The sequence below is a fragment of the Aliirhizobium smilacinae genome, assembly GCF_006335145.1.
Classification (GTDB): domain Bacteria; phylum Pseudomonadota; class Alphaproteobacteria; order Rhizobiales; family Rhizobiaceae; genus Neorhizobium; species Neorhizobium smilacinae.
The window spans coordinates 1635086-1659245 of sequence record NZ_VDMN01000001.1 but is presented as its reverse complement, the minus strand read 5'-3'; the positions used below and the strand labels follow the sequence as shown (position 1 = coordinate 1659245).

The following is a 24160-nucleotide window of genomic DNA, read 5'->3' as shown; positions in this document are numbered from 1 at the left end:
CAATTTGGTTATATTAAATGTGGCTAGTGCTCTAGGTTGCCTCGCGCTCAAGCGCAATCCATACCGCCAAAGCGGACAAAGCGAGCGGAACTGTATGCGCTTGGATCTGAATACCTCCTTCCAATGTGGCGATGCAGCCATCCGCGTCCCAAGAAATCGCCACCGCGCTCCCCCGCGCGACGATATCGAATAGCATTTGACAGTCATCAGCAGACCGACTGAATGATGGAACACGATCTAGTTCGGTCCCATCAGGGCTGAGCCATTTACCAACGCCTTGCTGTGTGGAATAGCTTGAGCCTGCTCTTGTAAAACCAACAGCTCTGGCGGTCCTAAAATCAAATTCGCGCGATTTTTCTCTAGAACGCTGCAAATCTAATAGCAGCTTTCGAGCGTCGATTAAGTCCATTCGAGCTGTTCCAGTTCCATTAACTCGCCTAATACCGGGCGGACGCTTCTCGCAGAAGCGTCTATTTGCTGGCCCAGGTGCTTAGTGTCCGCCACCAAGCCCCCCATTTTCGATCCATCGACGGCGCCACCTTGGTTGCCTCATAGGGAGGCCCCCCTCCCGCTGTCCTCGTTAATCGCCTCCCGAATTTGGCGATAAATGTGGCATCATCCGATTGCACAAACGAACTCGCGGTGATCGCAAAAAGCTCAATTTGTTTTTCAACCAGCAGGCCATCACGCCTCCGCCTTTTCATCTGATTAACCGCCTTTAATGGCTCATCGAAACAGAGTCCTGATAGCGAAGTATGCTCATAGAGCCACCACCTTTGCTTCATTATCTGTTCGCATACTGCACGAGACATTCTGTATCTGATCAGTTTCGCAGGTACGCCCCCCACCACCGCATAAGGGGGTACATCACGAGTTACGACCGCACCGGCAGCGATAACAGCACCATCCCCAATTTTTACTCCTTGGAGGACGACGGCGTTAGTCCCAATCCAGACATCATTTCCGATAAATGTCCCAACTCGCGGTTTTCTCTTCGAAGGCGCCAATCGGGCCTTAAAATTCGAGTTAGACGTCCAAGAAGGATGTCCCCATTGAAATGGATGCGTCGACAACCATTCAAGAGGATGCTCGCCGTCACCAATACTCACGCCTTGCGCAATCGAACAGTATCGACCGATATGAACAGTCGAGGGCCCTAGTCTCGTTTCATGTCGGACATAGGTGTAAGCCCCAATCGCTCCGCGCATATTAACATGACAAGAAAGACGGATTGGGCTCTCAACTAAAAGTTTAGCGTTTCGGCTAAATGTGGAGTCGCCGAGTATGACACCTCGCATCGATGTCCGCTGACGTAAATCTTCGTCCAATCTCTGATACAAAGTGCCTGCTTTCGCTGTAGGTTTTTTCGATATTAGCTCGTTTTTTTCATTGTTTGGAGATGTATCGAAAGTTACTCAGGCACACGCGCGGTAGTCGTAACTACACGATGCAAAGCGGCGGCGGAAAGCGCGAGTATAGGGTTCTTTGCTTGGAAATAGGGCCCATTTCCAAGGCGCGCGCTGGCTTTTCCATCTTCCCAGGAGAATCCGCAACGCTCGTTGGGACACGCGGCTTCAGCGAATTGTATCGCGGCATCTAAGTTGGTGGTGTAAAAAGGCACCTTGCCGGGCTGACCGTTTTCCGGATGCAACCAAACGTATCTGGTTTTCGTCTCGCCATCCTCGGTAAGCTTCTCCGCCACCTCACGCCATCCTAGTATCTTGGCAATTTCACCATCAAGACGACGATATCCCGTTTCAAGCGTAATTAACATCTTTAACAGTTCAACCACTTGCATCGATATCCTGCCTCTGCCTCACAGTTCATCCTTAACGCGATACGGGCAAACTTCGCAGATAAAAACGAGATCAATTTCGGATCAATTAACTAAATATCCCGCTGGTTGTGAGCGAGCTAAGGTTAGTGGCGCGCTCCAGATCAAAAGTGCAAAGCGTGCCGCGAATCTGGCTCCAACATTTCAATTTCCACTAACTCTCGCAGACATCGGCAAGATATTGCAAGATCTGTGAAGGGGTCGACCTAACAACATCCTCACGACCAAAAAACTTGTTTCGACTGACAACGGGAGCAGCCCCAGGCGACGCCGCGAAAATAAATCCATCATGAGATGTGGTGTGATGAACGAAGCTGCTCGACGCCTCAATGCGATAGCCGACACTATTGAAGAAATCCGAAATTGAATTGTCTAAGTTCTCAGAGTGGGTTGAAACGAACGCATAATCGATTTTTCTATTTTTGAAGGCTCCTACTGCGCCTTCGACCATCTCCTGCTCAAACCCTTGGATGTCGCAGTGAAGAATGTCCAATTTTTCGAGTGCGCTATCATTGAAAAACGCATCAACACTGAAACCACCGAGACCAACCTTGTCCCTAATGAAAATCCCCTCATAACCGTTGCGCTCGAAATTTTTACGCCCAGCATCGAGATTATCCTCAACAGGCTCCACGAGATATGTGATGGCTTCGGGAAAAACACGTTTTAGCCACATAGAATAGTGCCCCCAGTAGGCACCCAGCTCTAACATGACCGGCTTTCCAGAAACTCTTTCTAGGGTTTGCTGAAACAAATATTCCTCAAGGGGTTCGTGAACGCCACGATTTATTACAAGAATATCTCCGAAGGTCCCATAATAGGAGCCGGTTCCACGCAATGGAACAGCGTGACCGTTATGAAGAAAAACCTCTTCTCCCTGAACCACTCCTGCGAGTTCATGTCTGCGGATCAGGGTGTTGAGGGGATCTGAGACGATTTCACGAAACCGACCGAGGAAATCTCCGGCATGCGCCTTCTCAATCATGTTATTCGCCATTTCCAGTTATTGAAATCGACCAGGATAAGGCCCAGCTCGTTGTGCCGCCTCAAGCAACGACCGCGTGAATCACCCGCCGAGACCCGGACGGCGGAGTGGGAAGTCACCGCCCCAGACAATGTTTTCCCGTACAACACGTGCAGGGTTCCCCGCAGCAATCGAGTGCGCCGGAATATCTTTCGTGACTACTGCGCGTGCAGCAATCGCACAACCGTCGCCAATGGTGACGCCCTTTAGGATCATAGCCTCCTGCGCAAGCCAGACGTTGTTTCCGATCGCAACATCAGCACCAAAATTGATACGCTCTCCCGTTGTCCGGTCATGAATGGCATGCATATCGGACGGGCGGATAATCGCCGTTGAGATTAGGCAGTCATCTCCGATCGATACCTGAGTTTCTTCAGCACAGGAGATATTCAAAAAACTATTGCAGTGTAATCGCTTGCCGATTTTGACAGAACAGCCGGTCAATACATTCAAAGTACCCCTATATCGACTTCCGGAGCCTATCTCTATGTAAGCATCATCGTGAACATTGATATTTACTGTCAGAAGGCTGACATTCTCATGTATTATGAGCTTTCCGCGGGAGCCAAGAAAACGGATATTGCAACTCTCTGTTTTCTGAGGGGATCCTACAATTTCATTTCCGTTTTCACCAGCACCTACGATATTCATAAGCTTGCCTTTCGTATCAGAGGCCACGAGCGTCGCCCCGCGAATTCAACATAGTCCCCATCAGGAAAGCGATATTTCGACGAAGGAATTTCTCTAGGTTAGCTGTCCCCATAACTTTATTTACAATGCCCTAAATGGTGGAGGCTCTAAAATGAACGAGACGCTATAACGAATACCTTGTTCCCATCTGCTGGAATATCGATCACCTCCGCTTGAGTGTTGCCGTCAGCAATCATTCTAGCAATCTCGGCCGGATTGACTGAGGTTGTTCCAGTAATGGAAAGAATGATCCAACGAAATTTCGAAGCCGCTGCAATTAAGTCGGAGTAGGAAATCGTCTCGCACTCGCCATTTAATTCACATACGAGAAGCGCCCTGCTACCCGCGGCCCACTCCCTTACAGAGTCGATAGGGTGGGTATCCGCAGCAATCACCTCAATGTCTTTGTTTGACCCCCCGACCTCCGCCATCTCGGTCTGGATGCCTCCCTTTAATCCCACACGTCGCGGTGCCATCCGAATATAATCGGATAAAGAAGCGAGGCATGAAGGGCCGATGTGAAGTACGTCGGATACATCGTCCATTCCGTTACCGAATAACGATGCAAGCGGCTTGTAGAGGGGTGCGTCAATCTCCAACGGAATATCCGTTTTTCGCGACTTTCCGCTGACTGTTATATTCAGGAAATTGCCTTGCGTGCCCGACCTCATGTTCTGGAAAGCGTCGCTAAGTCTCGATGCCACGACGCTCGGTTCAAAATGGATCAATGCAAAATCACGAGCCCCGCGACCGATTCTCTCCCGCGTTTCGCTGTTTAGCAAAGATGCCATCCGATCTGCCCATGCCAGTGGATCGTTTCCATCAATGATTACAGCGTTAAGTCCGTGTTGCAAGGTTGCACCAAAGCCGCAGCTACCCACCACAATGGGCTTTCCCATCGCCATCGCCTTCACAAGACGGGACGGCAACCTGTATAGCTCAAACCGATTGTCGCCGCCTGGCGAGCAGCAAACATCTGACGCTTTAGTCAGCTCCATGAACACGGCATCTGACGGACGCTGAAGATAAATTCTCTGGATTTCCGGATCAAGCGTATCATTTAGGAGACTATCGACGTCAACCGTGGATTTGCCGGCTATGATTAGCGCAATCTTGCCTGGAGCAAAACGAGCGAGATGATTGATTGCCTTTAGGAAAAGTTGAAACCCATCTGAATACTCATAAATTGACCCACCTAGGAAAAATACTATTTTATCAGGATCAATTTCATATCGCCGAAGTACATCGCATCTTTCAGAATGAGTCAGCATCGGTCGACTAAAGTCACCAGCGCTGGCTACAGGGGGAACAACGAGGGTTGGCTTCCCATACTCGGCGCGCAATCTTTCGGCAAACGGATACCAAATCGCGGTATGCAACTCAGCTGCACGATTTATGATGATTCGGAGTAGTGGATCTATCCATCTGTCATACGCTGGATCAAAGAGGACATTCAGAGTGCTGGACCAATCGAGATTAGAAAGGAACTTCGCAGCTTCTTCATAGGTCACATGCTCCTTATCTAGTTCCGTGAGGTGGGAAATACGTCCAGATGGTCGACGATGTTTATACACATCTACATCATCATCTTCCGATTGGACTGCCAGCCGGGCGCCAGTAAGATACATTATTTCCAATGCGGCGCGCTGAGCTCTTGTCCGTACGCCGTTCATATAGATTATGTCCGGAGAAAATTCGACCAATCTCTGCCTCAAGGCATGGGTAAGCTTGGAGCCATCGAAGTCCAGCGTTCTCCACCGGACGCCATTTCGTATGGGATAGCCTTTTCCCTCAGCCAAGATTGTAACGGAGTAGCCGAGGCTTGTAAGGCTTTCACCTAGCGTCTGCATATATCGACCTGAAGCGCCAGCCCGGCCGCTCGGTACGATGAACAAAATCTTCTTAGCCACACTCGAAGGCGATACCGGCAAATTGACCGGTGCGGTGATGACGGCTCTATTTGCAACGACATAATCAATGAGGTCCTCGAGCTCATGATTTGCTGAGTCCGGAACCCAATAGCGAGAATACCTCAAATAGAACACATGGAATACCTCAGCAACGGTGCGTGGAACACGTCGCCGAGGAACTGGTACCTTATCGACCGTTACCCCCCATCCGGAGTAGAAAGCGACCCCAAAGCACCAAACTTCCTTTTGTGAAAACGCCGCTTCAAAGCCGAGCTGGGAAACAACAACGAATACTTTGTCAACTACGTCGAAAAGTGAGAATGGGTTAACCTCGTAGTCGATGACTGTAATACGAGGATCGTCACATGAATCGACCAGCTCCTTGAGGTATGAACCCTTACCGCCAGAGATGGCATCGGGATGCATTTTGACCAAAATATCGTGGTCTTTCATAGCAAGGGCGCAATCAAACATGGCTTTGAAGGATGAGGCACTCGCCAATCCCATGGAGATTGACTTATCTCCAAAACGTTGGTCTACCAGCAAAATCCGAGGTCGAATTTTCTCCCCCAACCGAACTTCCATATCTAGAACAGGCGCATGGTTGTATTTCGTGACTTTCGTATCTCGAAGCAAGGCTATGCAATTTTCTGCGCGCCTAATCTGGTCTCTCGTTAACGAGAAAGCGGGATCATTGAGATCCTTTTCCGCCGCAGTCGGTTGAGTGCTGTCGAAATATATCGGGCCGGGATTGACTATCAGCGAGTGCTGCGCAGCCTTGTTTAGCGCAATATCTAGTGAGCTGACAAATCCATACTCCAGCGTAAGCAAGGGCTTTTTCAGCTTTTCTGCGTACATGCGCAGAAGATCATGCCTGCCAGATTTAGTCGCTCCCCACACGGCGAATGCCGTAACGGAATTCGGATCGTCTTTCTCTGAAAACGGAGCTATGCACCGATTTGCATTCAAAATTCTCTGTACGTAAATGTTTTCGTTTTCGCTTCCTATCGTGAGAGCAACCTCTGGCATGCTTTGCGAAACTCTTTTGTCGAGAAAGAGGTAATCCGTGGCAGACAATGAATCGAGAAGAGTAGCGTCCGAGCCAATGTCCCCAAATTTAAGGCGTAACGCGATCTCAGCCTCGCGCAAAATCGGGTCTTGCGGGTACCTTGGAATCGCCGCCGATAGAGTCGAATGTGCTCGTTCATGCATGCCTTCATCTGCGTACAAAGAGATGAGCTGGGCGAACCGTTCGCTGGTGGGTGATGCCCCTACAACTTCGATCATTAGATCGATTGCCCTACCGTTTTCTCCAAGGTCGGCAAGAACGGATGCGTATTCATTAAGCAACGTCGCGTGGCGGCCCTTCATCTCGATTGCTTCTTCGATTTTTGGACGAGCAAGATGAGATCTCGCCAATGCTCGCAATGCCCGGCTTTCGCCGATGTAGATGCGATTAGAAACGTTCGCCTGCTCACTTGCTAGAGACTTAGCTGTAGACCATTCCTTCAAAGCCTTGTGCCAGTCGTGAGTTTTCGCGAATTTTTTTGCTTGCGACACATGCCTGTCGGTGAGCGCCTTTGAGACATTGCCAGAAGGCTCGACCACGGGATTTTGACGCCTTCCCATGTCTCGCGCTTTGGACTCTAGCTTCTTCGAATGAGTAGGAGCAAGTAGCGCTATTAATCTGCCAAAATTCTTAAACATATTTTCTGCCTGCAACTTAGTTCTCATGATGTCCATAAATCTCTAAACCCGTCTCATAACAGCGGATCAAGTTTCAAGATTGTCCGGGACGGCAAACGTCGGTTCTATGCCCTGTTATGTGTTTCAGGGAGGCCTTCACCCAATAAAATTTTTCGTCGAGACGGCCCAACTTGCGCGGACCGCTCGTGTCGTCTACAGCCGACATACTGGTATACGTTATGTGTCCATTCCCATCTTGGATTGCAACCACAGCTAGTTTTCGCAATATGAGATGGCCTTCGAGCCGCGAAAGGCAATCATTTTGGCCTTCTTGCATCGCACAATAGCAGAGAAAATCAATGGAACAAATTAAGCAGGACTTTGAATCACGTAGTAAAGTTGCCTTAATCACAGGCGTAACTGGTCAGGATGGCTCATATCTAGCTGAGTTTCTGCTCGCCAAGGGCTATGAGGTGCACGGTATAAAGCGCCGAGCCTCGCTCTTCAATACAGCGAGAATCGATCACATCTATCAGGATCCTCATCTAGAAAATTCTCGCTTCAAGTTGCACTACGGCGATCTGACTGACACCTCCAATTTGACGCGGATACTTCGAGACATCGAACCTGACGAGGTATACAATCTCGGTGCACAATCACACGTAGCCGTAAGCTTCGAGGCCCCGGAATATACGGCGGATGTAGATGCGATCGGAACCTTGCGTCTGCTGGAAGCGATACGCTTTCTTGGGCTTGATAAAAAAACCAGATTTTACCAAGCGTCAACATCAGAGCTTTATGGTCTTGTCCAAGAAACGCCTCAGCGGGAAACCACCCCATTTTATCCCCGCAGCCCCTACGCCGTCGCTAAACTTTATGCATATTGGATTTGCGTGAACTACCGCGAGGCGTACAATATGTATGCCTGCAATGGGATCCTCTTCAATCACGAGTCCCCACGCCGCGGCGAGACTTTCGTCACGAGAAAGATTACGCGCGGCCTCGCCAATATCGCCCTAGGTTTAGAGCCTTGCTTGTATCTCGGCAATATCGACAGTCTTAGGGACTGGGGGCACGCCAAAGACTACGTCCGCATGCAGTGGTTAATGCTCCAGCAGGATCAACCTGAAGATTACGTAATCGCCACGGGCCTGCAATATTCAGTGCGCGAGTTTGTAACCTGGGCGGCAAAAGAACTTGGAATAGCGCTTCATTTCGAAGGCCAAGGAGTTGATGAAATAGGCGTGATAGATGCGGTTGATGGTGATACAGCTTCGGCTCTCAAACCAGGCGACGTCATCGTCCGTATCGATCCGCGCTATTTTCGACCAGCGGAAGTAGAAACGCTGCTCGGTGATCCCGCAAAGGCCAAGCAAAAGCTCGGCTGGATACCTGAAATTACCGCCCAAGAAATGTGCGCAGAGATGGTTGCAGAGGATCTCAAGGCCGCAAGACGCCATGCACTATTGGCGGAGCATGGCTTCTCGATTCCCGTGACAATTGAGGGGTAGTAAGTCGATGGTAGATAAAAAAATTTACGTTGCAGGCCACAGGGGAATGGTGGGAAGCGCGATTTTGCGTAAACTAGAGGCGCGCCGGAATGCTGGAGAAGCGCTGACCATTATCACGCGCAAACACTCCGAATTAGATCTCATTGATCAGAAAGCCGTGCGAGTGTTCATGGAAGCTGAGAAACCCGATGTGGTGATCTTAGCGGCGGCCAAAGTTGGCGGAATACATGCAAACAATACCTATCCCGCAGAGTTCATTTATCAGAACCTGATGATCGAATGTAATGTCATTCAGGAGGCTTTTTCAGCGGGCGTCCGAAAGCTTTTACAGTTGGGTTCATCCTGCATTTATCCCAAAGAAGCGCCACAGCCTATGCGCGAAGACGCTCTCTTAACAGGGATACTAGAATCCACCAACGAACCTTACGCTATAGCCAAAATAGCAGGCATCAAGCTCTGTGAAAGTTATAACCGCCAATACGGCACAGATTATCGATCAGTTATGCCGACTAACCTTTACGGCCCTGGTGACAACTTCCATCCTCAGAACTCTCATGTTTTGCCAGCACTCATTCGGCGCTTTCACGAGGCTGCATTGGAAAAGGCCCGCGAAGTTGTCATTTGGGGAAGCGGAACGCCTATGCGTGAATTTCTTCACGTGGATGACATGGCCGAGGCCTCACTATTTGTACTAGACCTTGATAAAGACATCTATGCACGCAACACCTTGACGATGCTTAGCCATATCAACGTAGGATCAGGTCAAGAAATTAGCATCGCTGAGCTAGCGAAAATGGTCGCAGAGGTTACCGGATTTTCGGGTAGAATAACTACGGATCCTTCGAAACCCGATGGCACGATGCGTAAGCTAATGGACGGAACTAGGTTGGCCGAAATGGGTTGGCGGGCAAGTATTAGCCTTAAAGACGGCCTGGAAGAGACTTACAAATGGTTTCTTACTTCAGAAGCTAGCTATCGAAGCTAATACCGTGTTCTCCGGTATAAACATGCACGAGAAAATTCACCCGCTGCTTCTTTGCGGAGGGTCCGGTAACGGCCTTTGGCCGTTGAGTAGAAAAGCTATCCAAAGCAGTTCAATAGTGAGCGATGGGGTGGACGCTCCCACTCAACGGCATCTTCGTGCCAGAATGGTTGTGTTGGAACCATTACAAGAGAGAGCGTCCACCCCATCGCTCACTGTTTCGTAAGCGGCAAGCATACTGCACAAGTTACCGTTGACCAACAGGTAAGTCTCCTGACGGAAAACGAGTCGGTGTATATTCCGCTTGGTGCGATCCATCGGTTGGAGAATCCCGGCATGGTGGTGATTGAGGTGCAAACTGGAAGCTATCTCGGAGAGGACGATATCATCCGCTATGAAGACGTTTATGCTCGCTCGCAGGGTGCAAGAGGTTAACCGACGCCAAGCTGACAGATCGCCGGCTTGCTAATTCTACGCACCGCTCTTGCCCTGAAATCTGAATAATGTCTTCTGAGAACACAGTCGCCCAAAACCAACCAAGGAGATCGCGAGTTGTCTATACATTCGCCTGGGAGCAGCGAAATTGTTGAGTTCGAATATCGATTTGCTCAGTTTTACGCAGAAAATTACGCATTCTCCAGTTCACAGCTCGGGCAAGACATGCTCGCTTTATTCGTTGTTGGACCTAGATCGGGCACGTTTCTTGATATTGGAGCCGCCGATCCGTTATCGATAAGCAATACGATCTGTCTCGAGCGATCCGGCTGGCGGGGAGTGTTAGTCGAGCCGAATCCAACTTATGCAGCATCAATCCGTCGCCAACGAAATGCGATCCTTGTAAACAAAGCCGTCACACCGCGCGAGACAGGTTTCGCCGAGCTGGATCTAGTTGCGGATAATCCAGAATTTTCGAGACTAGATGGCTTTTCCCTATCCGATGTGCATGACGCCCGAGGTAAGCGCCTGCACATCGAAAAAACCCTGGTCGAGACCATAAGCATATGTGACCTGATCGAACTGTATAAATCTAGCCTTAGCGAAATTGATTTTGTGTCTCTAGATATCGAAGGATTGGAACTTCCGATCTTAGAGCACTTCCCATATTCAGAATTGGAACCTGCAATAATATGCGTTGAGCATAACTATTCTGATGCCGAGAAAAAAATTGAAGTTTTACTTCAAGGTAGAGGATATCAACGAGTTTGCCGAGATGTCTCGAAATGGGACGCTTGGTTTATTCACGAAGATGTTCTCAAAGACCTAAACATGGCTAGAAAACCGATTGCTCAAGGCGCTATCGTCAGCTCGGAGCTTCGCGGCATTAACTACCCTGAAGTTGCCAAATTACTGTTCGATCGAGGCAATTTTCCCCTGGCAACAGCGTTCCTCAAAAATGTGGAGCGCGATCATGAACTGATGGCCTCTGCCCAGCTAATCCTTGCCAGAGCACATCTGCGTCAGTGTGATTTCGCGAGAAGCTTGGAGGTATGTGACGAGGCACTCAAACTAGGTGCGGATCGCCCGGAAAGAGATACTTTTCTCGCTACGCTGAGAATAATTCAACAGATGGCTAGAGCCAAACTCAACCGAGCAGAAAGAGCAAAATTGAATGGGCCCCGATGAGCGGAATTGATGATAGCCTTTTAGATTTCAAAACCCTCAGACGCCCTCCAGGGTTATATTTTTAGCTGCACTACTTTATTGCCTCAACGTACCAACTCATGCCAGGGTTGATGGTATCAAAGTATCGAGTATCTCTTAATACTGGACAGCAGCTTTGACCATATGAGGAGGTCATAACTTCGGAAAAACCTGCTTCGCGCAGCATACCAGTAATTTTATTTGGGTTTGACCAATTTACGCGCCCACCTATTGCCTCGCGCAGAGGACTGTCGGACAATTCCGTTGCGAGATCGAGGGCATTATAAACGTTATCGTCCGACCAGAGGAAATCCGCGCAGAGCTCAGGGGGGTAATACGTGCTGTTCTCTTTGCGAGTTACCAGTGAACAGCTTTCTAATATGTACCATTCAATAGGTGTAGCTTTGCCATCGAGACCTAACGTTCTTCTGTAAACGCTCTCACCTCTCTGAATGTGCGACATCCCATAGTACGCGAAATCGGCCGTCTTCGCCGCTCTCAGTCCCAGATCTACATCACAGCTAGTCAGCCTGAAGACACCACCTATACGCAAAATGCGGTGGACATCTTTGAAAAAGAAATCATTGTTTTTATTGCTCGCGTAGTCGACCACATGGCTCGCATAAACAACATTGATCGAATTATCCTCAATAGATAATGGATCATCGTAGTGCTGTTTCCAGGCATGATCGATGCCTATCTCTTTGTGAGAACCTCCCATCGTCTCGATCGATTTCGGCTGCTTCAATCGACGGATCACATCCGCAGTTTGCCAGTGCTTATGTCGAAAATTACCCGGTCCGTAAATGAGGAACGGACGCTCCCTCAAATCGTCTCGCTGGTAGTCTCGATAGACGGCATCAAAGAAATCATGTTGCGCCCGCCAACGCCTCTCTTCGTAAACAGAGCGAAGCATTGCTTTCATGTGAAGTGCGGGATCACTGATCTTCTTCTCGAGATCAGGTCTTGCGCTCTCATCATTTACCAAATTGAGAAGCTGATCAACATCCAGATGACGGGGCTTATGTTCTTGCATGGGCTTCGCCACCTCCGCTTCGTTGGCAATCAGCTCGAGCGATAATCAAAGCTCACTGCTGTATCGACCGTACTTGTTGGCATCTTTTGTGTACGACCGCTCCGGGTCGGAATGAAAAGGCACTTTTGGACAACTAACCAGGCGACTTGCATCGAAGCCTGTGTCCCACGCCTGCTTTAGTAAGTTACACTCCGCTAGACAACTGCTCATTCTCCTAATCCCGAACGCGCGACGATGTCAGACATCAGATTGCGACCATGTATTCGCTAGCGATTATCATTTCTTGAAAATCGAGAATTTTCGTCAATGGTGCGTTTACGGACTGACTTCAGGAAAGGATTTTCTCCAACGCACAGAGGCCCACAGCTGTGAGTACGCAGACCGCCTAAGCTTCCCGCTTGGACAGCTACAGCCTTTTATTGACAGAACGAAACTCTCATCGAATGTATCGCCCCTCAAGAAAAAGACATCCAAAAATAAATTGTTAAGTGTCGTTTTCGTGAACAAGCAAAATTCGGTTGCTCCTTTCTTTGCGTAAAGCGGAAACTTGATAAATCCTGCTGAAATCGCTGCCGTAAATTCTATCGTGTTCTTCGAGTATTCTATGCGCCAGATCGACTGATCCGTAGCACATATCTAAAATCAAAGCGCATTTTCGTAGCTTTTGAGATGGCAGGCTTTCTGGTTTCATCCAGTCGCGGACGTAGACAGCATCTGCCCAAAGCAATTGGTTTATTCCGAGGTTCGCGCTTTTAGCCATACGAAAAGGCTTGAACGGACGGCCACCTATTGATTCGAACGTGTGAAACTGAAATCCGAGCGTTCGCATAAACGCGTCGACATCTGCAAAAAGCGGCTGCCCTCTATAAAGCTCAACAAACTCCACCTCGACCTGAACCACCACCGCGGAACTTAACTTTTCTAGGCCATTCTGAAGAACCGATAGCTCCGCGCCTTGGATGTCCAGTTTGAAAAAGTCGATATCTTCGATCTCTTCAATATCGTCGATGCGTTTGGTCGTAATCATGTGCCTATGCTCTACTCGGCAAAGGTCTCCTAGATTTGAAAAGTGGTCAAGGAGTTCCTTGTTGGGCTCAAAAATGGAGCTTGTGAAAGGCGACGAGCATTCGTAGAAAACCTCTTCGCAACCTGACCCAAGAAAAAAAGGGAAATATCGCTCATAGGCTTTTTTTTGGGCGTTGAGTTTCACAAGTTCATCTTTACTTGGTTCGAAACCGACTATGTGAGCCCAGCCATTTTCTGCAATTTCCTGATAGATAGTTCTTCGACCGCCAAGCGACGCACCGGCGTCTACAATCTCGATTTTGCTCTCGATACCTAGCAGTTCAAAGATATCCATAAGCCATCGAATCCTAAGTTTCTTCAATTGCAATAGTCTCTACCAGCTTTAGCAGAAATCTCGCCATCGGCACCAAGACACTACGGTCTGAGGCTGTGAAACTCGTCAGGATAGCCTTAAAATATAGAAGGCCGCCACGACATCTCCGCGGCAGTCAGCATCAATCATTTTTTCCAGAGCTACAAGGCGCAACCGTCCGCCCGCATGTGTGGTTTTCGAGGCGTGGGCGCCAGAGAAGCGATGATACTCGCGCCAACGTGGCGTTTGATACTATACGTCGCCACTGTAGCGAGTGATCAACTCTGGGTGGCGGCATGATTGGATTTGTCGAGAAAAGGGTATTGTCCGCTGCTTCGAGGAGTTCGGCGAACCTCTACACCAGGTCGGACTCGAAGCTGGGACGCTCACACAACACCTGGTATACGGGCTGACGGAGGCAGGCTTCGACGTCGTATGCATGGAGGCACGGCAGATGAATGCCGCTCTTTCGGCGATGCTGAACAAGACGGACAAAAACGATGCCCGCGGCATCGCTCAACTGCTTCGGTCAGGTTGGTACAGCCGCGTACATGTGAAGAGTGTCGAGAGCCACTACACCCGTGCGCTTCTTAATAGTCGGAAGGGAGTGCAGCGAAAATGCCTTGATCTCGAAAACGAGATTCGAGGCCTGCTCAAAGTCTTCGGCGTGAAGCTGCCGATGTACCTTGGCGATCTTCCATACCGCATACTCAAACGGCGTTGAAGGCAAAGGTTTGAGCTGCGAGCGTTCGACTTCATCGAACAAAGCGCGGCGAGATTTTCCATATCGACGCATGGTTCGGGTGTTGAGGTCCTCGATCAAGGCGCTGATGCGGATATCAAGATCGACAAGGCTGAAGAGCTGTTCGTTTCGGAGCCTCGCCAGGACCCATTTTTCGACGATTAAAACCGTCCCTTCAGCGGAGGGGTTGTCGCGAGGATGCCGAGGGCGTGCCGGAACCACCGTGGTGTCGTAATGCTCGGCGAAAGCGGCACGCTCAACGGCGAGGATGGTAACGATCGCCTCTACGGCGGACTCGAAAATGATTTCCTTCATGGCGGCGCAGGGAAAGACACTTTTGTCCTTGACACGAGGCTTGCGTCGACGAACATCGATACGATCTGGCTCGACGGTGATATTTTCACCAAGGCCGGCAAGGTTGGGGACTTGGCGTCAGGTGCTTTTATGTCGGCACGAAGGCTCACGATAGCTCGGATCGCATCATCTACGACAGCAAGTCTGGTGAGCTCTGGTACATGCCGATGGAAATGGTAAGGGGCCAGCAATTCAATTTGCCCAGTTGGACACCGGCCTCAAGCTCACATCCGCGGATTTCGACATCATCGACTAATCACCACTAGGTGTTTGGTCCCAGCATGTCATGGGTTGGGTTTCGAATGAAGATTTCTGGCTTTTTCTCGTTGAGTTGCCTGATGGCTTCGAACGGTGTTCTGAATCTCAAGGCTTTGAGTTGCTTGGCGTAGTTGTAGGCGAGTAGCCAGTCCCGGACATGACGCCGCAGGTCAGTGATCGAGGCGTAATGGAATGACTTAACCGTGGCGTCCTTGATCGTTCTGACCATGCGTTCAGCCTGCCCATTGGTCCATGGATGATAAGGCTTGGTCTGACGGTGCTCGATATCATTTGCTGAGCATACAGCGCCGAAGATGTGATCAACGAAACCACGTTCTGCCCGCCTGTCATGCTGCACGAACTGGACACCGTTATCGGTGAGAACTGTGTGGATTTTGTAGGGTACCGTTTTGACCAAAGCCTTGAGGAAGCCGGCTGCTACAAGCTTTGTCGCCTTGCGATAGATTCTGGCGACGACGATCTTTGAAGTGCGATCGACCGCGACAAAGAGGAAGGCCTTGCCGCCATCATATCGCAACTCTGCAATATCGATATGGAAATAGCCGATTTCGTAGGATTTGAACCGCTTGGGCTTTTCACGATCCGCCTTCGGAAGACGGGAGATACCGTGGCGCTGCAGGCAGCGATGAAGGCTTGAACGGGACAGATGTGGGATCACATCTTTCAGAGCAATATAGACGTCATCCAGTGGCAACCGAGCCTGCACTCTCAATGAAACAATCGCGGCCTCTTCAAGGTGAGCGTCCGGTGAGCTGTTTTTGCTAATCGGGAAAATCAGGCGATGTTCTGGCATGAGAACCAGCATTAGTGCTGACATTAGTACCAGAACGAAGAGGTTTCATGGCTCGCATAGAGATCATGTCCGGTACCGAGCGCAGACGGCGTTGGTCGGACGAGGCGAAGCTGAGGATACTTGCGGAAGCTGATGAGCCCGGTGCTCGCATCGGAGATGTGGCGCGCCGGAACGACATTCATCCGGGCCAGATTCGCTTGTGGCGGCAATCATTCAGCTATGCCGATCGGCCAACGGTGTTCCTCCCAGTGGAAATCACCGAGGAAGTTGGCGTAAGCCAGCCGTCTACCGCAGCAACGAGGCCGGCGATCGTCGAGATCTTGCTTCGAAACGGTCGGAGCTTGAAGGTTCCGGTTGACGTTGAGTTGAAACTGCTTGGCCTGCTCGTCGCTTGCGTGGAGGCGGCATGATCGGACCATCGGGGAATGTGCGGGTCTACCTGGCCTGCGGAGTGACCGATATGCGGCGTGGCATCGATGGCCTATCGGCACTGGTCGAAACGGTCGTGAAGGAGGCGCCGGGCTCGGGCGCGATCTTCGGCTTCCGCGGAAAGCGCGCTGACCGGATCAAACTCCTCTGGTGGGACGGCCAAGGGTTCTGCCTATTCTACAAGATTTTGGAGCGCGGGTACTTTCCATGGCCGACGGCGAAAGAGGGTGTAGCGCACCTGACGCAGGCGCAGCTTTCCATGCTCGTTGAGGGGATTGATTGGCGACGCCCGGCGTGGACGTCCGCTCCCGGCCGAATGGGATAAAAGCTATATTTTGCAGAGGCATGCGAGGCTTCACGCTGGCGCGTCAATTGCAAATCGGCTAGATTCGCGGGTATGGAAACAGCGCCGCTGGACAGTCAGGACGAGCTCACTGCTTTGCGCGCACTCGTCGCGGAACAGGCGGCGAAACTTGAGAGCCAGGAAGCCGAGGTCATCAAGCGAGACTCCATAATCGGGCTTCTTCGCGCACAACTGGAGCTTCTCCGACATCGGCAACATGGCGCGTCTTCGGAAAAGATCGACCGGAAGATCGAGCAGTTCGAGCTGATGCTGGAGGAGATCGAGGCCTCTCGTGCCGAAGCTGAGCTGCGCTCCGGGAAAACTCCTCTGCCGGAGTTGGATGACGCATCCGAGAAGCCGAAGCGCAAGCCTCTACCCGATGATCTCACCACCGAAGAACTGGTCTATGCGGCTCCGTGCAATTGCCCGACCTGCGGTGGCACTTCGTTCCTGAAGGCGGCCGACAGAGTGGTCCAGGTGCTGGAGCACGTGCCGGCGTCAGTCAAGATTGTCCGGCATGTCGAAAAGCGCATGATCTGCAGGGAATGCGATACGACAGTGGCTGGCGAGATGCCCACCTTGCCGATCGAGCGCGGCAAACCCGGACCGGGGCTGCTCGCCCATATCATGATCGCAAAATTCGACGATCACATCCCCCTCTACCGCCTGTCCGAGATGTACGATCGATTGGGGATAGACATCTCCCGATCCGTAATGGCTGACTGGGTCGGCCGCGTATCAGGTCTGCTTGCGCCACTCGTCCTTGCCATCAGGGCCCATATCGCCGCGCTCGACCGAATACATACGGACGATACCCCGGTCGATGTTCTCGACCCCGGACGGGGCAAGACAAAAACCGGCAGGGTCTGGGTCTACGTCTTCGACGGCAGTGGCTATCAATCCGCCACTCCCGCAGCCATCGCCTATTACTACAGCCCTGACCGCAAAGGCGCGCATCCGGCTGACCACCTCGCAAACTTCAGCGGCGTCATGCATGCCGACGGCTACGGAGGTTACAAAAAGCTCTACGGCAATCAGATCGTCGAAGCCGCCTGCATGGCGCATGTGCGCCGCAAGTTCCATGATGTGATCAAGCTGAAGCCTTCTCCGATCGCTGAGGAAGCACTGTCGCGCATCGGCGCTCTCTACGATATCGAGAACCGTATCCAAGGCATCTCGGCTGACGAGCGGCGCACCCTGCGCCAACACCATGCCCGGCCTATTCTGCACGAGCTCAAGGCCTGGATCGAGGCGACACTCTCAACTTTGCCATAGAAGCAGAGGCTGGCCGAGGCTATGCGATACGCCCTGTCTAGATGGGCAGCTTTGAGCGTCTACATCGACGATGGCCGGGTCGAAATCGACAACAACATTGCTGAACGAGCAATGAGACCGCTCGGAATTGGCAGAAAGAACTGGCTTTTTGCTGGCTCCGATAGCGGCGGTGAGCGCATCGCCAACATCCTGACCATCATCGAAACGGTCAAATTGCACGGGCGAAATCCGGAGGTGTATCTGACAGATGTCCTTGCCCGGATCCAGGATCATCCCAAGGATCGAATTGAAGACCTGCTGCCCTGGAACTGGACGCCAGCAAACGCTCGATGCGAGGTTGCGTGATGGCACGCTCGAGGTTCATCTACACACTCAGCCAAGTCGCCGGCATGATCGGCGAGAACCTCGAACTGATCGAAGAAGTGACCGCAAACTCGGACAACATCTCCGAAGGCGAACTGGTTTACGTCAGCGACGGCAGTGAAGATGGCACGAAGGGGCTGACCGAGAATGGCATCGAAGAACTTCAAAGCCTACTCGCCGACATCAGGACGTGGGACGGCGGTATCCGCAAGTTCCTCATCGAAACACAGTGCGATCCTAAAGTAATCGACCGCATCATGGCCGATGAGATGAAACGCGACCTATAGCTTCCATCGCTCGACCCCCAAAAATGCGTTCGCCGGACGCTCACTCTTCAAGTGCCGACAAGACCGTACTTCTGCGCTCTTTTGGACCCATTGCGTCATCCTCGACGCCTGGCCGAGATCGCCATTTCCTCACCGTTTTTTCGTTGATGCCGTACCGCCGCGCGAGCGCCGCGGTTGAAGCTTTCGATCGCTGTAACTCTGCTCGAATGGCGTGCGTGGTCTTGGCGCTGCCGTGAAGAAATTGGCCCATAGAGTTTCCCTCTGTGATCGCGACAATGATACACCATCACACTGTGGGACTAAACAACTAGGGCACGGACTCATTAGCTGAGGCGATCCATATTCTCGTCGCTGCAAGCTTGAGGGCGGCGAGGTAATTGTCAGCGCGCCTGTCGTATCGCGTCGCGAGGCCTCGCATCTGCTTGATACGGTTGAAGAACCGTTCCACGAGATTGCGCTGACGGTAGACCCAGCGGCTGAAGCTGAATGTCTGCTTTCGATTGGCCTTTGCAGGGATATTCGCCCAGCATTTTCGGTGACCAAGGCTGGCAAAGTGGGAGATCTTTCGTCTGCGGCTTTTTATGCGGGAACCGCCGCCCATGATAGCTCGGACCGGATCATCTACGACAAGTCGAGCGGCAAATTGTTTTATGACGCTGATGGCAAGGGTGGCGCAGCCGCCATTCAGTTTGCGCAGCTGCAGAAGGGACTGAGCATCACCGCGTCCGATTTCGACATTATCGGGTAATGATAGTTGGCCGATTACCTTTGAGAAACCATAAGGCCGGGAGCAATATCGCTTCCGGCTTTTTTATTAAGCTGCAAAGTTTGATATACGGGTTGCGATAGATCGGTTTGAGTTGCATCGATCATGGGTTGAGGGACCCAAACAATATGAGCGTAAGGAATGAAGGTACCAGCGGAACCAACGGCAAAAACGCCGCATCCAAAGTGCTTCAGAAATGCAAAGGAGGATTAATAACGGTCGCGGTTGCAAGCGCGCTTATCAACCTTCTTTATCTGACCAGTTCATTCTTCATGCTTCAGATCTACGACAGGGTCATTCCGAGTAGAAGCATCCCGACCCTCGTGGCACTTTGCCTGCTTGCCTTGATGCTTTATGCGTTTCAGGGCGCATTTGAACTTGCGCGAAGCCGAATGCTGACCCGCGTAGCCGGCATATTCGACGAGGCGCTTGGAGCGCGGATCTTCAAAACAGTGGTCAAGGCACCGGTCAAAGGCCATGCTGGCGGCGATGGCATGGCCTTGATGCGTGACTTCGACCAGGTCAGAACATTTTTGTCCAGCGCAGGCCTTCCCGCCTTTTTTGATCTACCATGGTTGCCGTTTTACATTGCCATCTGCTTTTTGTTCCATCAGGTGGTAGGCTATATCGCAATTGGCGGTGCGGTAATCCTTACCATTTTGACCATTCTGACAAACCGCAAGACACAGGCATCGGCCAAGGAGCTGCATGAGATTGGCAGTCAGCGCGGCACCCTGCTTGGGGCAGCGCATCGGAATGCAGAAGTCGTCGAAGCGATGGGCATGGGAGATGATCTCTCCCGCTCGTGGTCACAGATTAACGACCGCTACCGGCAATCTCACCGGCAAAATTCCGACGTTGCCAATGGTTATGCGACGGTTTCGAAGATTTTCCGTATCGCGCTGCAGTCAGGGGTGCTCGCTGCAGGTGCGGTCCTGGTGATCGAAAACCAGGCTTCGGCCGGTATTATCATCGCTGCATCGATCCTGACCTCACGTGCCCTTGCGCCCGTCGAACAGGCGATTGCCAATTGGCGCAGTTTCGTTTCTGCCCAGCAGTCTTGGAAACGTCTGCGGCAGTCTTTTGAGATTGTTCCTGAGACTGACGCGCCCCTGGCGCTTCCGGCTCCAAGACAGAACCTGATAGTTGATGGACTGATCAGTGGTGCGCCCGGGCGTCAGGAGATGGTCATCGCGAATATCAGCTTTGCCGTCGATGCGGGCAGCGCCGTCGGCGTGATTGGACCAAGTGCATCTGGTAAGTCGTCGCTTGCGCGCGCTTTGACCGGGATATGGCCGATCCACCGCGGATCGGCGCGACTGGATGGTGCAACTATCCAACAGTGGAGCGACGAAGATCGAGGCAAGCATATTGGCTATTTGCCTCAGGATATCGAGCTGTTTGAAGGGACAATCACACAGAACATCTCAAGGTTTCGCGAAAGCCCGGCGCCTGAGGCCGTGATCGAGGCAGCCAAGGTTGCCGGCGTCCACGAATTAATCTTAGGCCTGCCGGGCGGATATTCCACAGAGATCGGACCCGGCGGATCGACGCTATCGGCGGGGCAACGTCAGCGTATTGCGCTGGCACGGGCCCTGTTCGGCAATCCTTTTCTTGTTGTGCTCGACGAACCGAACTCAAATCTTGATGCAGAAGGAGAAGCGGCGCTTGCCGAGGCGATCGTGAGGATTCGCGAGCGTGGCAGTATTGCAATCGTGATTGCCCACCGGCCAAGCGCGCTTGCCGGCGTTGATCTCGTCTTGATGATGAAGGAAGGCCGCGTCGCGGCATTTGGACCTAAAGACGAAGTGCTCTCGAGAGTTCTGCGCCGTGAATTTTCTTCTGGGGAACTTAGGCCGACGCCTTTGAAGATCGTCAGCGAAGGACAGGGGCAGGAGTAAAGAGATGGCCGAACAAAGCTCGCAAAAATCCCTTGGTCGGCATATCGTCTTTGTCACCGTACTGGGCCTATCGCTTGTTGCAGGTGTCGGTGGGTGGGCGGCGACGGCAACGCTTTCCAGTGCCGTTGTCGGCGATGGAACCGTGATCATCGACGACAATGTAAAGAAGATACAGCATCTGAGTGGTGGCATTATCTCGGAGCTGCTCGTCAAGGAAGGTGCCCAAGTGAAGGACGGCGACGTCCTGTTGCGGCTAGATGCCACTACCTTCCGGGCAAGCCTTGGTATCGTGACTAGCACGCTGGCTCAACTCTATGCCAAACGGGCCCGCCTGCAGGCCGAAACACTTGGTGCTGACACGCTGACAGTCGCCGACCTTTCCGGCAGTGGAATTGACGTCGATGCCAACCGAAAGCTGGTCGACGGTGAGATACGACTGTTTACAACGCGAAAATCCGCGCTATCCGGCATGAAAAAACAGCTGGAGGAACGAAAGGCTCAGCTCAAGGAGCAGATCAAGGGAAACGATCTGCAGATCCGTGCGATCGACGATGCTATCACCCTGATCGATGAGGAATACCGCGCCATCAATTCACTTTACCAGCAGCAGCTAGTGACGTTGCAACGAGTCAATTCGTTGAAACGGCAGCGTGTCGAACTAGATGGCAATAAGGGCGAGCGTATTGCCTCGCGGGCGCAGGCGGAAGGCCGGATCAACGAGATCAACCTTCAAATATTACAGCTCGACGAAGATCGTCGCACGGAGAATGCGAAAGAGCTGACCGAGGTCGAGGCGAAGATTTCCGAGATGGAAGAACGCAAAGTGGCTAATCTGGATCAGCTCCAGCGACTTGAGCTGAAAGCTCCGATGAGCGGCCGGGTCTATCAGCTGATGGTCCACACCGTTGGCGGGGTCGCCAATCCAGGTGAGCCGCTGATGCTTTTGGCACCGGATCAACGGGAGTTGACGGTTGAGGCGAAAATCGCCTCGCGCAATATCGATCAGGTTCATCCAGGCCAAACGGTCGACATCCGCTTCAGCGCTTTCGATCAGAGAACGACACCTGAAGTCATTGGGGAGGTCGTATCGATGTCGCCAGACATCATCTCGGATCAGAGGACTGGCGTAAGCTACTATCCCGTCCGTGTCAGACCTGATCCGGCAAGCCTCGCAAAGCTCGAAAAGCTGGCACTTTATCCTGGCATGCCAGCGGAAGTGTTTATCCGGGTGTCGGACAGATCTGTGATTTCCTACCTTGCCAAGCCGTTCACCGACCAGTTGGCACATACGTTCCGCGAAGAATAAGAGCTGCGAGCGAAAAGGGGTTTAGACAGCCACTCAGCCGGCTCGGGGAGATGGCGCCCAAGCGCCATGAGCATAAGTTTTGCGATGAGATCGCTATTCGATATGCGCCGTGTTGGCCCACTCCGAATTCTCGGGCTAGATGATCTACCGGAACGGTTAGACCTGAAGTGTAGGGCGGATGGCGGAAACGAGCCGGCCGGTTAGCCCTGCGGAACATTTTTCCCTCTCTCAAGGTTTGGGGGCACGGTTTCACCGCAGCGTTCGATCCGGATGGGCTGAGAGCCGTCGATGCGGACTGTGCCAAGGACGAGCGGGAACCCAGCCACCAATCAGTGGCTGGGTGTTTCAATCACAGAAGAAAATCACCCGAATCCATCTTGGTAAGGTCGTCGACCTTTACTTGAAAATCAGCGACGCCATCCCCATCGATATCGCCCGAGACAATTCCACTCTTGAACCTGAGTTCACCGGCCTCACCTGAGAACGCGCTGGCACCGATGAAATCGAATGCCTGATTACCGCCGCGAGTGCTATCTGCGTCGATCGATCGAAGGTCAATGTAATCATCGTCACCACGGCTAAAATCGGTGATGACGTCCCTTGTGGAATTGGCGCGGGAGTCTGAAAGTGACGCAAACACAAAAGTGTCTGCTCCTGATCCACCCGTCAGATAGTCGTTACCAGAACCGCCATAGAGCTTATCATTGCCCGCGCCTCCAGACAGATCATCGTTGCCTGATCCGCCATAGAGACGGTCGTTGCCGTTGCCGCCTGACAAGTAGTCGTTTCCAGAATCGCCATAGATTGTGTCGCTGCCGTTCCGGCCATAAATGGAATCGTTTCCTGCTCCACCCCAAAGCTTGTTCGCCCCAGATGACCCGTAAATTTTGTCGGAAACCCCAGTCCCTTCGGCGTTCTCGATACTTACGAGTTTCTCCGTGTAACTCGTCCCGCGAGTATCCGCATATCCAGCTTGCAGATCGATCACAACGCCGGCGCCGCTTAGATCGGCATCATCGTCTTGGCTCTGGTAGCTGATAGTGTCGTTGCCGGCACCCCCATGAAAATAGTTGTTAAATCCCACGGAGAAAAAGGTGTCGTTTCCGTCTTCACCGTAGTAGTCGCTGTGGTAGGTCGACACGTCGAACTCATCGTTACCGGAACCTGCATACACGATGTCGTAGAGGCTGGCGGCTTTCGAAAAACCAGTGGCCACGTAGGTGTCGTTACCAGACTCGAGATTTACCCGGTTACCGCCTTCAAAGCTGTTTCTAATCAGATCGCTGCCTGGTCCCGCATACACGGTGTTGTATCCGCCATATGCACCCACAAGATTGAGATAAATGGAGTCATTGCCGCCATAGGTATATACGGTCAGATCCGAATCGTAGTCGTCCTGATGAACGACATTATTAGAATTGTTTCCGTAGTATGTCGGCATAGAGTTCTCCCAACTTAGCGATGCCTACCTTAGTGTGCGGCGGTCACGAATCGTCGTCCACGAACAAAGCGGAAAGATGGCATCGCCGCGATGCTAAACTGCTTTACGCCGTTTGGTCTGAGCGATGGCGTTATCCGCAGTGATTGCCGAGCATTCGCAGGGCTTGGTGTCGGCAAGGGGGAGCAAACC

The 24160-nt window shown here is 51.9% G+C and carries 20 protein-coding genes and 6 pseudogenes; 13 read left to right on the top strand and 13 right to left on the bottom strand.

All coding sequences use genetic code 11. The annotated features are described in order from the left end of the window. Window positions 1–31 precede the first annotated feature (31 nt). The 6 genes from FHP24_RS08110 to FHP24_RS08085 form a co-directional block, all read right to left on the bottom strand. Window positions 32–409, bottom strand: a complete 378-nt coding sequence (locus FHP24_RS08110) for a hypothetical protein (protein ID WP_139675330.1) — start codon at window positions 407–409, stop codon at window positions 32–34. Window positions 410–470: 61 nt separating this feature from the next. Then, window positions 471–1208, bottom strand: a complete 738-nt coding sequence (locus FHP24_RS29215; protein WP_281287416.1) for a CatB-related O-acetyltransferase — start codon at window positions 1206–1208, stop codon at window positions 471–473. A gap of 203 nt (window positions 1209–1411) precedes the next feature. Next, window positions 1412–1798 (bottom strand): hypothetical protein, encoded by a 387-nt coding sequence (locus FHP24_RS08100; RefSeq protein WP_139675328.1) that lies wholly within the window; start codon window positions 1796–1798, stop codon window positions 1412–1414. A gap of 190 nt (window positions 1799–1988) precedes the next feature. Next, entirely contained in the window at window positions 1989–2819 is an 831-nt protein-coding gene (locus tag FHP24_RS08095) for a hypothetical protein (RefSeq protein WP_246091632.1), read from the bottom strand. Between the two features lie 81 nt (window positions 2820–2900). Beyond that, window positions 2901–3536 (bottom strand): acyltransferase, encoded by a 636-nt coding sequence (locus FHP24_RS08090; protein ID WP_139675324.1) that lies wholly within the window; start codon window positions 3534–3536, stop codon window positions 2901–2903. 119 nt (window positions 3537–3655) lie between these two features. After that, entirely contained in the window at window positions 3656–7180 is a 3525-nt protein-coding gene (locus FHP24_RS08085; protein ID WP_180355930.1) for a capsular polysaccharide export protein, LipB/KpsS family, read from the bottom strand. A gap of 323 nt (window positions 7181–7503) precedes the next feature. Between FHP24_RS08085 and gmd the strand changes: the two genes are divergently transcribed. From gmd to FHP24_RS08065, 4 genes and pseudogenes are all read left to right on the top strand, one after another. Beyond that, window positions 7504–8655 (top strand): GDP-mannose 4,6-dehydratase, encoded by a 1152-nt coding sequence (gene gmd, locus FHP24_RS08080; protein ID WP_139675320.1) that lies wholly within the window; start codon window positions 7504–7506, stop codon window positions 8653–8655. 7 nt (window positions 8656–8662) lie between these two features. Then, on the top strand, window positions 8663–9640 hold the full coding sequence (gene fcl / locus FHP24_RS08075; protein ID WP_139675318.1) for a GDP-L-fucose synthase: 978 nt from the start codon (window positions 8663–8665) through the stop codon (window positions 9638–9640). A 228-nt stretch (window positions 9641–9868) separates the two neighbouring features. After that, a pseudogene (gene cpsB / locus FHP24_RS08070) lies at window positions 9869–10072 on the top strand (mannose-1-phosphate guanylyltransferase/mannose-6-phosphate isomerase); the annotation flags it as partial. Between the two features lie 117 nt (window positions 10073–10189). Continuing rightward, entirely contained in the window at window positions 10190–11260 is a 1071-nt protein-coding gene (locus FHP24_RS08065; RefSeq protein ID WP_139675316.1) for an FkbM family methyltransferase, read from the top strand. Between the two features lie 70 nt (window positions 11261–11330). Here FHP24_RS08065 and FHP24_RS08060 read toward each other — a convergent pair whose 3' ends face one another. Beyond that, complete coding sequence (locus FHP24_RS08060; protein WP_139675313.1) at window positions 11331–12314, bottom strand: hypothetical protein; 984 nt, start codon at window positions 12312–12314, stop codon at window positions 11331–11333. Window positions 12315–12798: 484 nt separating this feature from the next. Continuing rightward, entirely contained in the window at window positions 12799–13674 is an 876-nt protein-coding gene (locus FHP24_RS08055; protein ID WP_139675311.1) for an FkbM family methyltransferase, read from the bottom strand. 292 nt (window positions 13675–13966) lie between these two features. On the opposite strand from FHP24_RS08055, the gene FHP24_RS08050 reads away from it, so the two are divergent. Beyond that, window positions 13967–14416 carry an IS110 family transposase gene (locus FHP24_RS08050; protein WP_210237812.1) on the top strand — a complete coding sequence of 150 codons (450 nt, stop codon included), beginning with the start codon at window positions 13967–13969 and terminating at the stop codon, window positions 14414–14416. Here the strand turns inward: FHP24_RS08050 and FHP24_RS08045 are convergent. Then, window positions 14354–14686: pseudogene (locus FHP24_RS08045) on the bottom strand (IS21 family transposase); the annotation flags it as partial. The gene FHP24_RS08050 and the pseudogene FHP24_RS08045 overlap by 63 nt on opposite strands. Between FHP24_RS08045 and FHP24_RS29405 the strand changes: the two are divergent. Beyond that, the gene (locus tag FHP24_RS29405; protein WP_180355929.1) at window positions 14633–14968 is read left to right on the top strand and encodes a hypothetical protein; all 336 of its coding nucleotides are present in this window, start codon (window positions 14633–14635) and stop codon (window positions 14966–14968) included. The pseudogene FHP24_RS08045 and the gene FHP24_RS29405 overlap by 54 nt on opposite strands. 82 nt (window positions 14969–15050) lie before the next feature. Here FHP24_RS29405 and FHP24_RS08040 read toward each other — a convergent pair. Further along, a pseudogene (locus FHP24_RS08040) lies at window positions 15051–15803 on the bottom strand (IS481 family transposase); the annotation flags it as partial. A 104-nt stretch (window positions 15804–15907) separates the two neighbouring features. On the opposite strand from FHP24_RS08040, the gene tnpA reads away from it, so the two are divergent. The 4 genes and pseudogenes from tnpA to FHP24_RS29335 all read left to right on the top strand — a co-directional run bounded on the left by tnpA (window position 15908) and on the right by FHP24_RS29335 (window position 18557). Continuing rightward, complete coding sequence (tnpA, locus tag FHP24_RS08035) at window positions 15908–16270, top strand: IS66-like element accessory protein TnpA (RefSeq protein WP_139675309.1); 363 nt, start codon at window positions 15908–15910, stop codon at window positions 16268–16270. Beyond that, window positions 16267–16614 carry an IS66 family insertion sequence element accessory protein TnpB gene (gene tnpB, locus FHP24_RS08030; protein ID WP_094513857.1) on the top strand — a complete coding sequence of 116 codons (348 nt, stop codon included), beginning with the start codon at window positions 16267–16269 and terminating at the stop codon, window positions 16612–16614. The genes tnpA and tnpB overlap by 4 nt, the downstream gene beginning before the upstream one ends. Before the next feature lie 72 nt (window positions 16615–16686). Further along, window positions 16687–18252: pseudogene (gene tnpC, locus FHP24_RS08025) on the top strand (IS66 family transposase). Further along, on the top strand, window positions 18252–18557 hold the full coding sequence (locus FHP24_RS29335; protein WP_139675307.1) for a hypothetical protein: 306 nt from the start codon (window positions 18252–18254) through the stop codon (window positions 18555–18557). Before tnpC ends, FHP24_RS29335 begins: the two are co-directional and overlap by 1 nt. 43 nt (window positions 18558–18600) lie before the next feature. Here the strand turns inward: FHP24_RS29335 and FHP24_RS08015 are convergent. After that, a pseudogene (locus FHP24_RS08015) lies at window positions 18601–18807 on the bottom strand (helix-turn-helix domain-containing protein); the annotation flags it as partial. 57 nt (window positions 18808–18864) lie between these two features. After that, window positions 18865–19089 (bottom strand): annotated as a pseudogene (locus tag FHP24_RS08010) (transposase); the annotation flags it as partial. Between the two features lie 3 nt (window positions 19090–19092). Between FHP24_RS08010 and FHP24_RS28680 the strand changes: the two are divergent. The 3 genes from FHP24_RS28680 (at window position 19093) to FHP24_RS08000 (ending at window position 22530) form a co-directional block, all read left to right on the top strand. Beyond that, window positions 19093–19305 carry a hypothetical protein gene (locus FHP24_RS28680; RefSeq protein ID WP_180355838.1) on the top strand — a complete coding sequence of 71 codons (213 nt, stop codon included), beginning with the start codon at window positions 19093–19095 and terminating at the stop codon, window positions 19303–19305. 146 nt (window positions 19306–19451) lie between these two features. Further along, a complete protein-coding gene (locus FHP24_RS08005; protein WP_139675305.1) occupies window positions 19452–21224 on the top strand; it encodes a type I secretion system permease/ATPase in 1773 nt (590 codons plus the stop codon). Between the two features lie 4 nt (window positions 21225–21228). Beyond that, a complete protein-coding gene (locus tag FHP24_RS08000) occupies window positions 21229–22530 on the top strand; it encodes an HlyD family type I secretion periplasmic adaptor subunit (RefSeq protein WP_139675303.1) in 1302 nt (433 codons plus the stop codon). A gap of 349 nt (window positions 22531–22879) precedes the next feature. On the opposite strand, the gene FHP24_RS07995 is transcribed toward FHP24_RS08000, so the two are convergent. Continuing rightward, window positions 22880–23971 (bottom strand): calcium-binding protein, encoded by a 1092-nt coding sequence (locus FHP24_RS07995; protein ID WP_139675301.1) that lies wholly within the window; start codon window positions 23969–23971, stop codon window positions 22880–22882. Window positions 23972–24160 lie beyond the last annotated feature (189 nt).

Excerpts from the sequence above, each read along its gene's own strand:
- FHP24_RS08110 (WP_139675330.1), bottom strand. The coding sequence starts at position 409 with ATGGACTTAATCGACGCTCGAAAGCTGCTATTAGATTTGCAGCGTTCT.
- FHP24_RS29215 (WP_281287416.1), bottom strand. The coding sequence starts at position 1,208 with ATGCGCGGAGCGATTGGGGCTTACACCTATGTCCGACATGAAACGAGA.
- FHP24_RS08100 (WP_139675328.1), bottom strand. The coding sequence starts at position 1,798 with ATGCAAGTGGTTGAACTGTTAAAGATGTTAATTACGCTTGAAACGGGA.
- FHP24_RS08095 (WP_246091632.1), bottom strand. The coding sequence starts at position 2,819 with ATGATTGAGAAGGCGCATGCCGGAGATTTCCTCGGTCGGTTTCGTGAA.
- gmd (WP_139675320.1), top strand. The coding sequence starts at position 7,504 with ATGGAACAAATTAAGCAGGACTTTGAATCACGTAGTAAAGTTGCCTTA.
- fcl (WP_139675318.1), top strand. The coding sequence starts at position 8,663 with ATGGTAGATAAAAAAATTTACGTTGCAGGCCACAGGGGAATGGTGGGA.
- FHP24_RS08060 (WP_139675313.1), bottom strand. The coding sequence starts at position 12,314 with ATGCAAGAACATAAGCCCCGTCATCTGGATGTTGATCAGCTTCTCAAT.
- FHP24_RS08055 (WP_139675311.1), bottom strand. The coding sequence starts at position 13,674 with ATGGATATCTTTGAACTGCTAGGTATCGAGAGCAAAATCGAGATTGTA.
- FHP24_RS29405 (WP_180355929.1), top strand. The coding sequence starts at position 14,633 with ATGCCGAGGGCGTGCCGGAACCACCGTGGTGTCGTAATGCTCGGCGAA.
- tnpA (WP_139675309.1), top strand. The coding sequence starts at position 15,908 with ATGGCTCGCATAGAGATCATGTCCGGTACCGAGCGCAGACGGCGTTGG.
- tnpB (WP_094513857.1), top strand. The coding sequence starts at position 16,267 with ATGATCGGACCATCGGGGAATGTGCGGGTCTACCTGGCCTGCGGAGTG.
- FHP24_RS29335 (WP_139675307.1), top strand. The coding sequence starts at position 18,252 with ATGGCACGCTCGAGGTTCATCTACACACTCAGCCAAGTCGCCGGCATG.
- FHP24_RS08005 (WP_139675305.1), top strand. The coding sequence starts at position 19,452 with ATGAGCGTAAGGAATGAAGGTACCAGCGGAACCAACGGCAAAAACGCC.
- FHP24_RS08000 (WP_139675303.1), top strand. The coding sequence starts at position 21,229 with ATGGCCGAACAAAGCTCGCAAAAATCCCTTGGTCGGCATATCGTCTTT.
- FHP24_RS07995 (WP_139675301.1), bottom strand. The coding sequence starts at position 23,971 with ATGCCGACATACTACGGAAACAATTCTAATAATGTCGTTCATCAGGAC.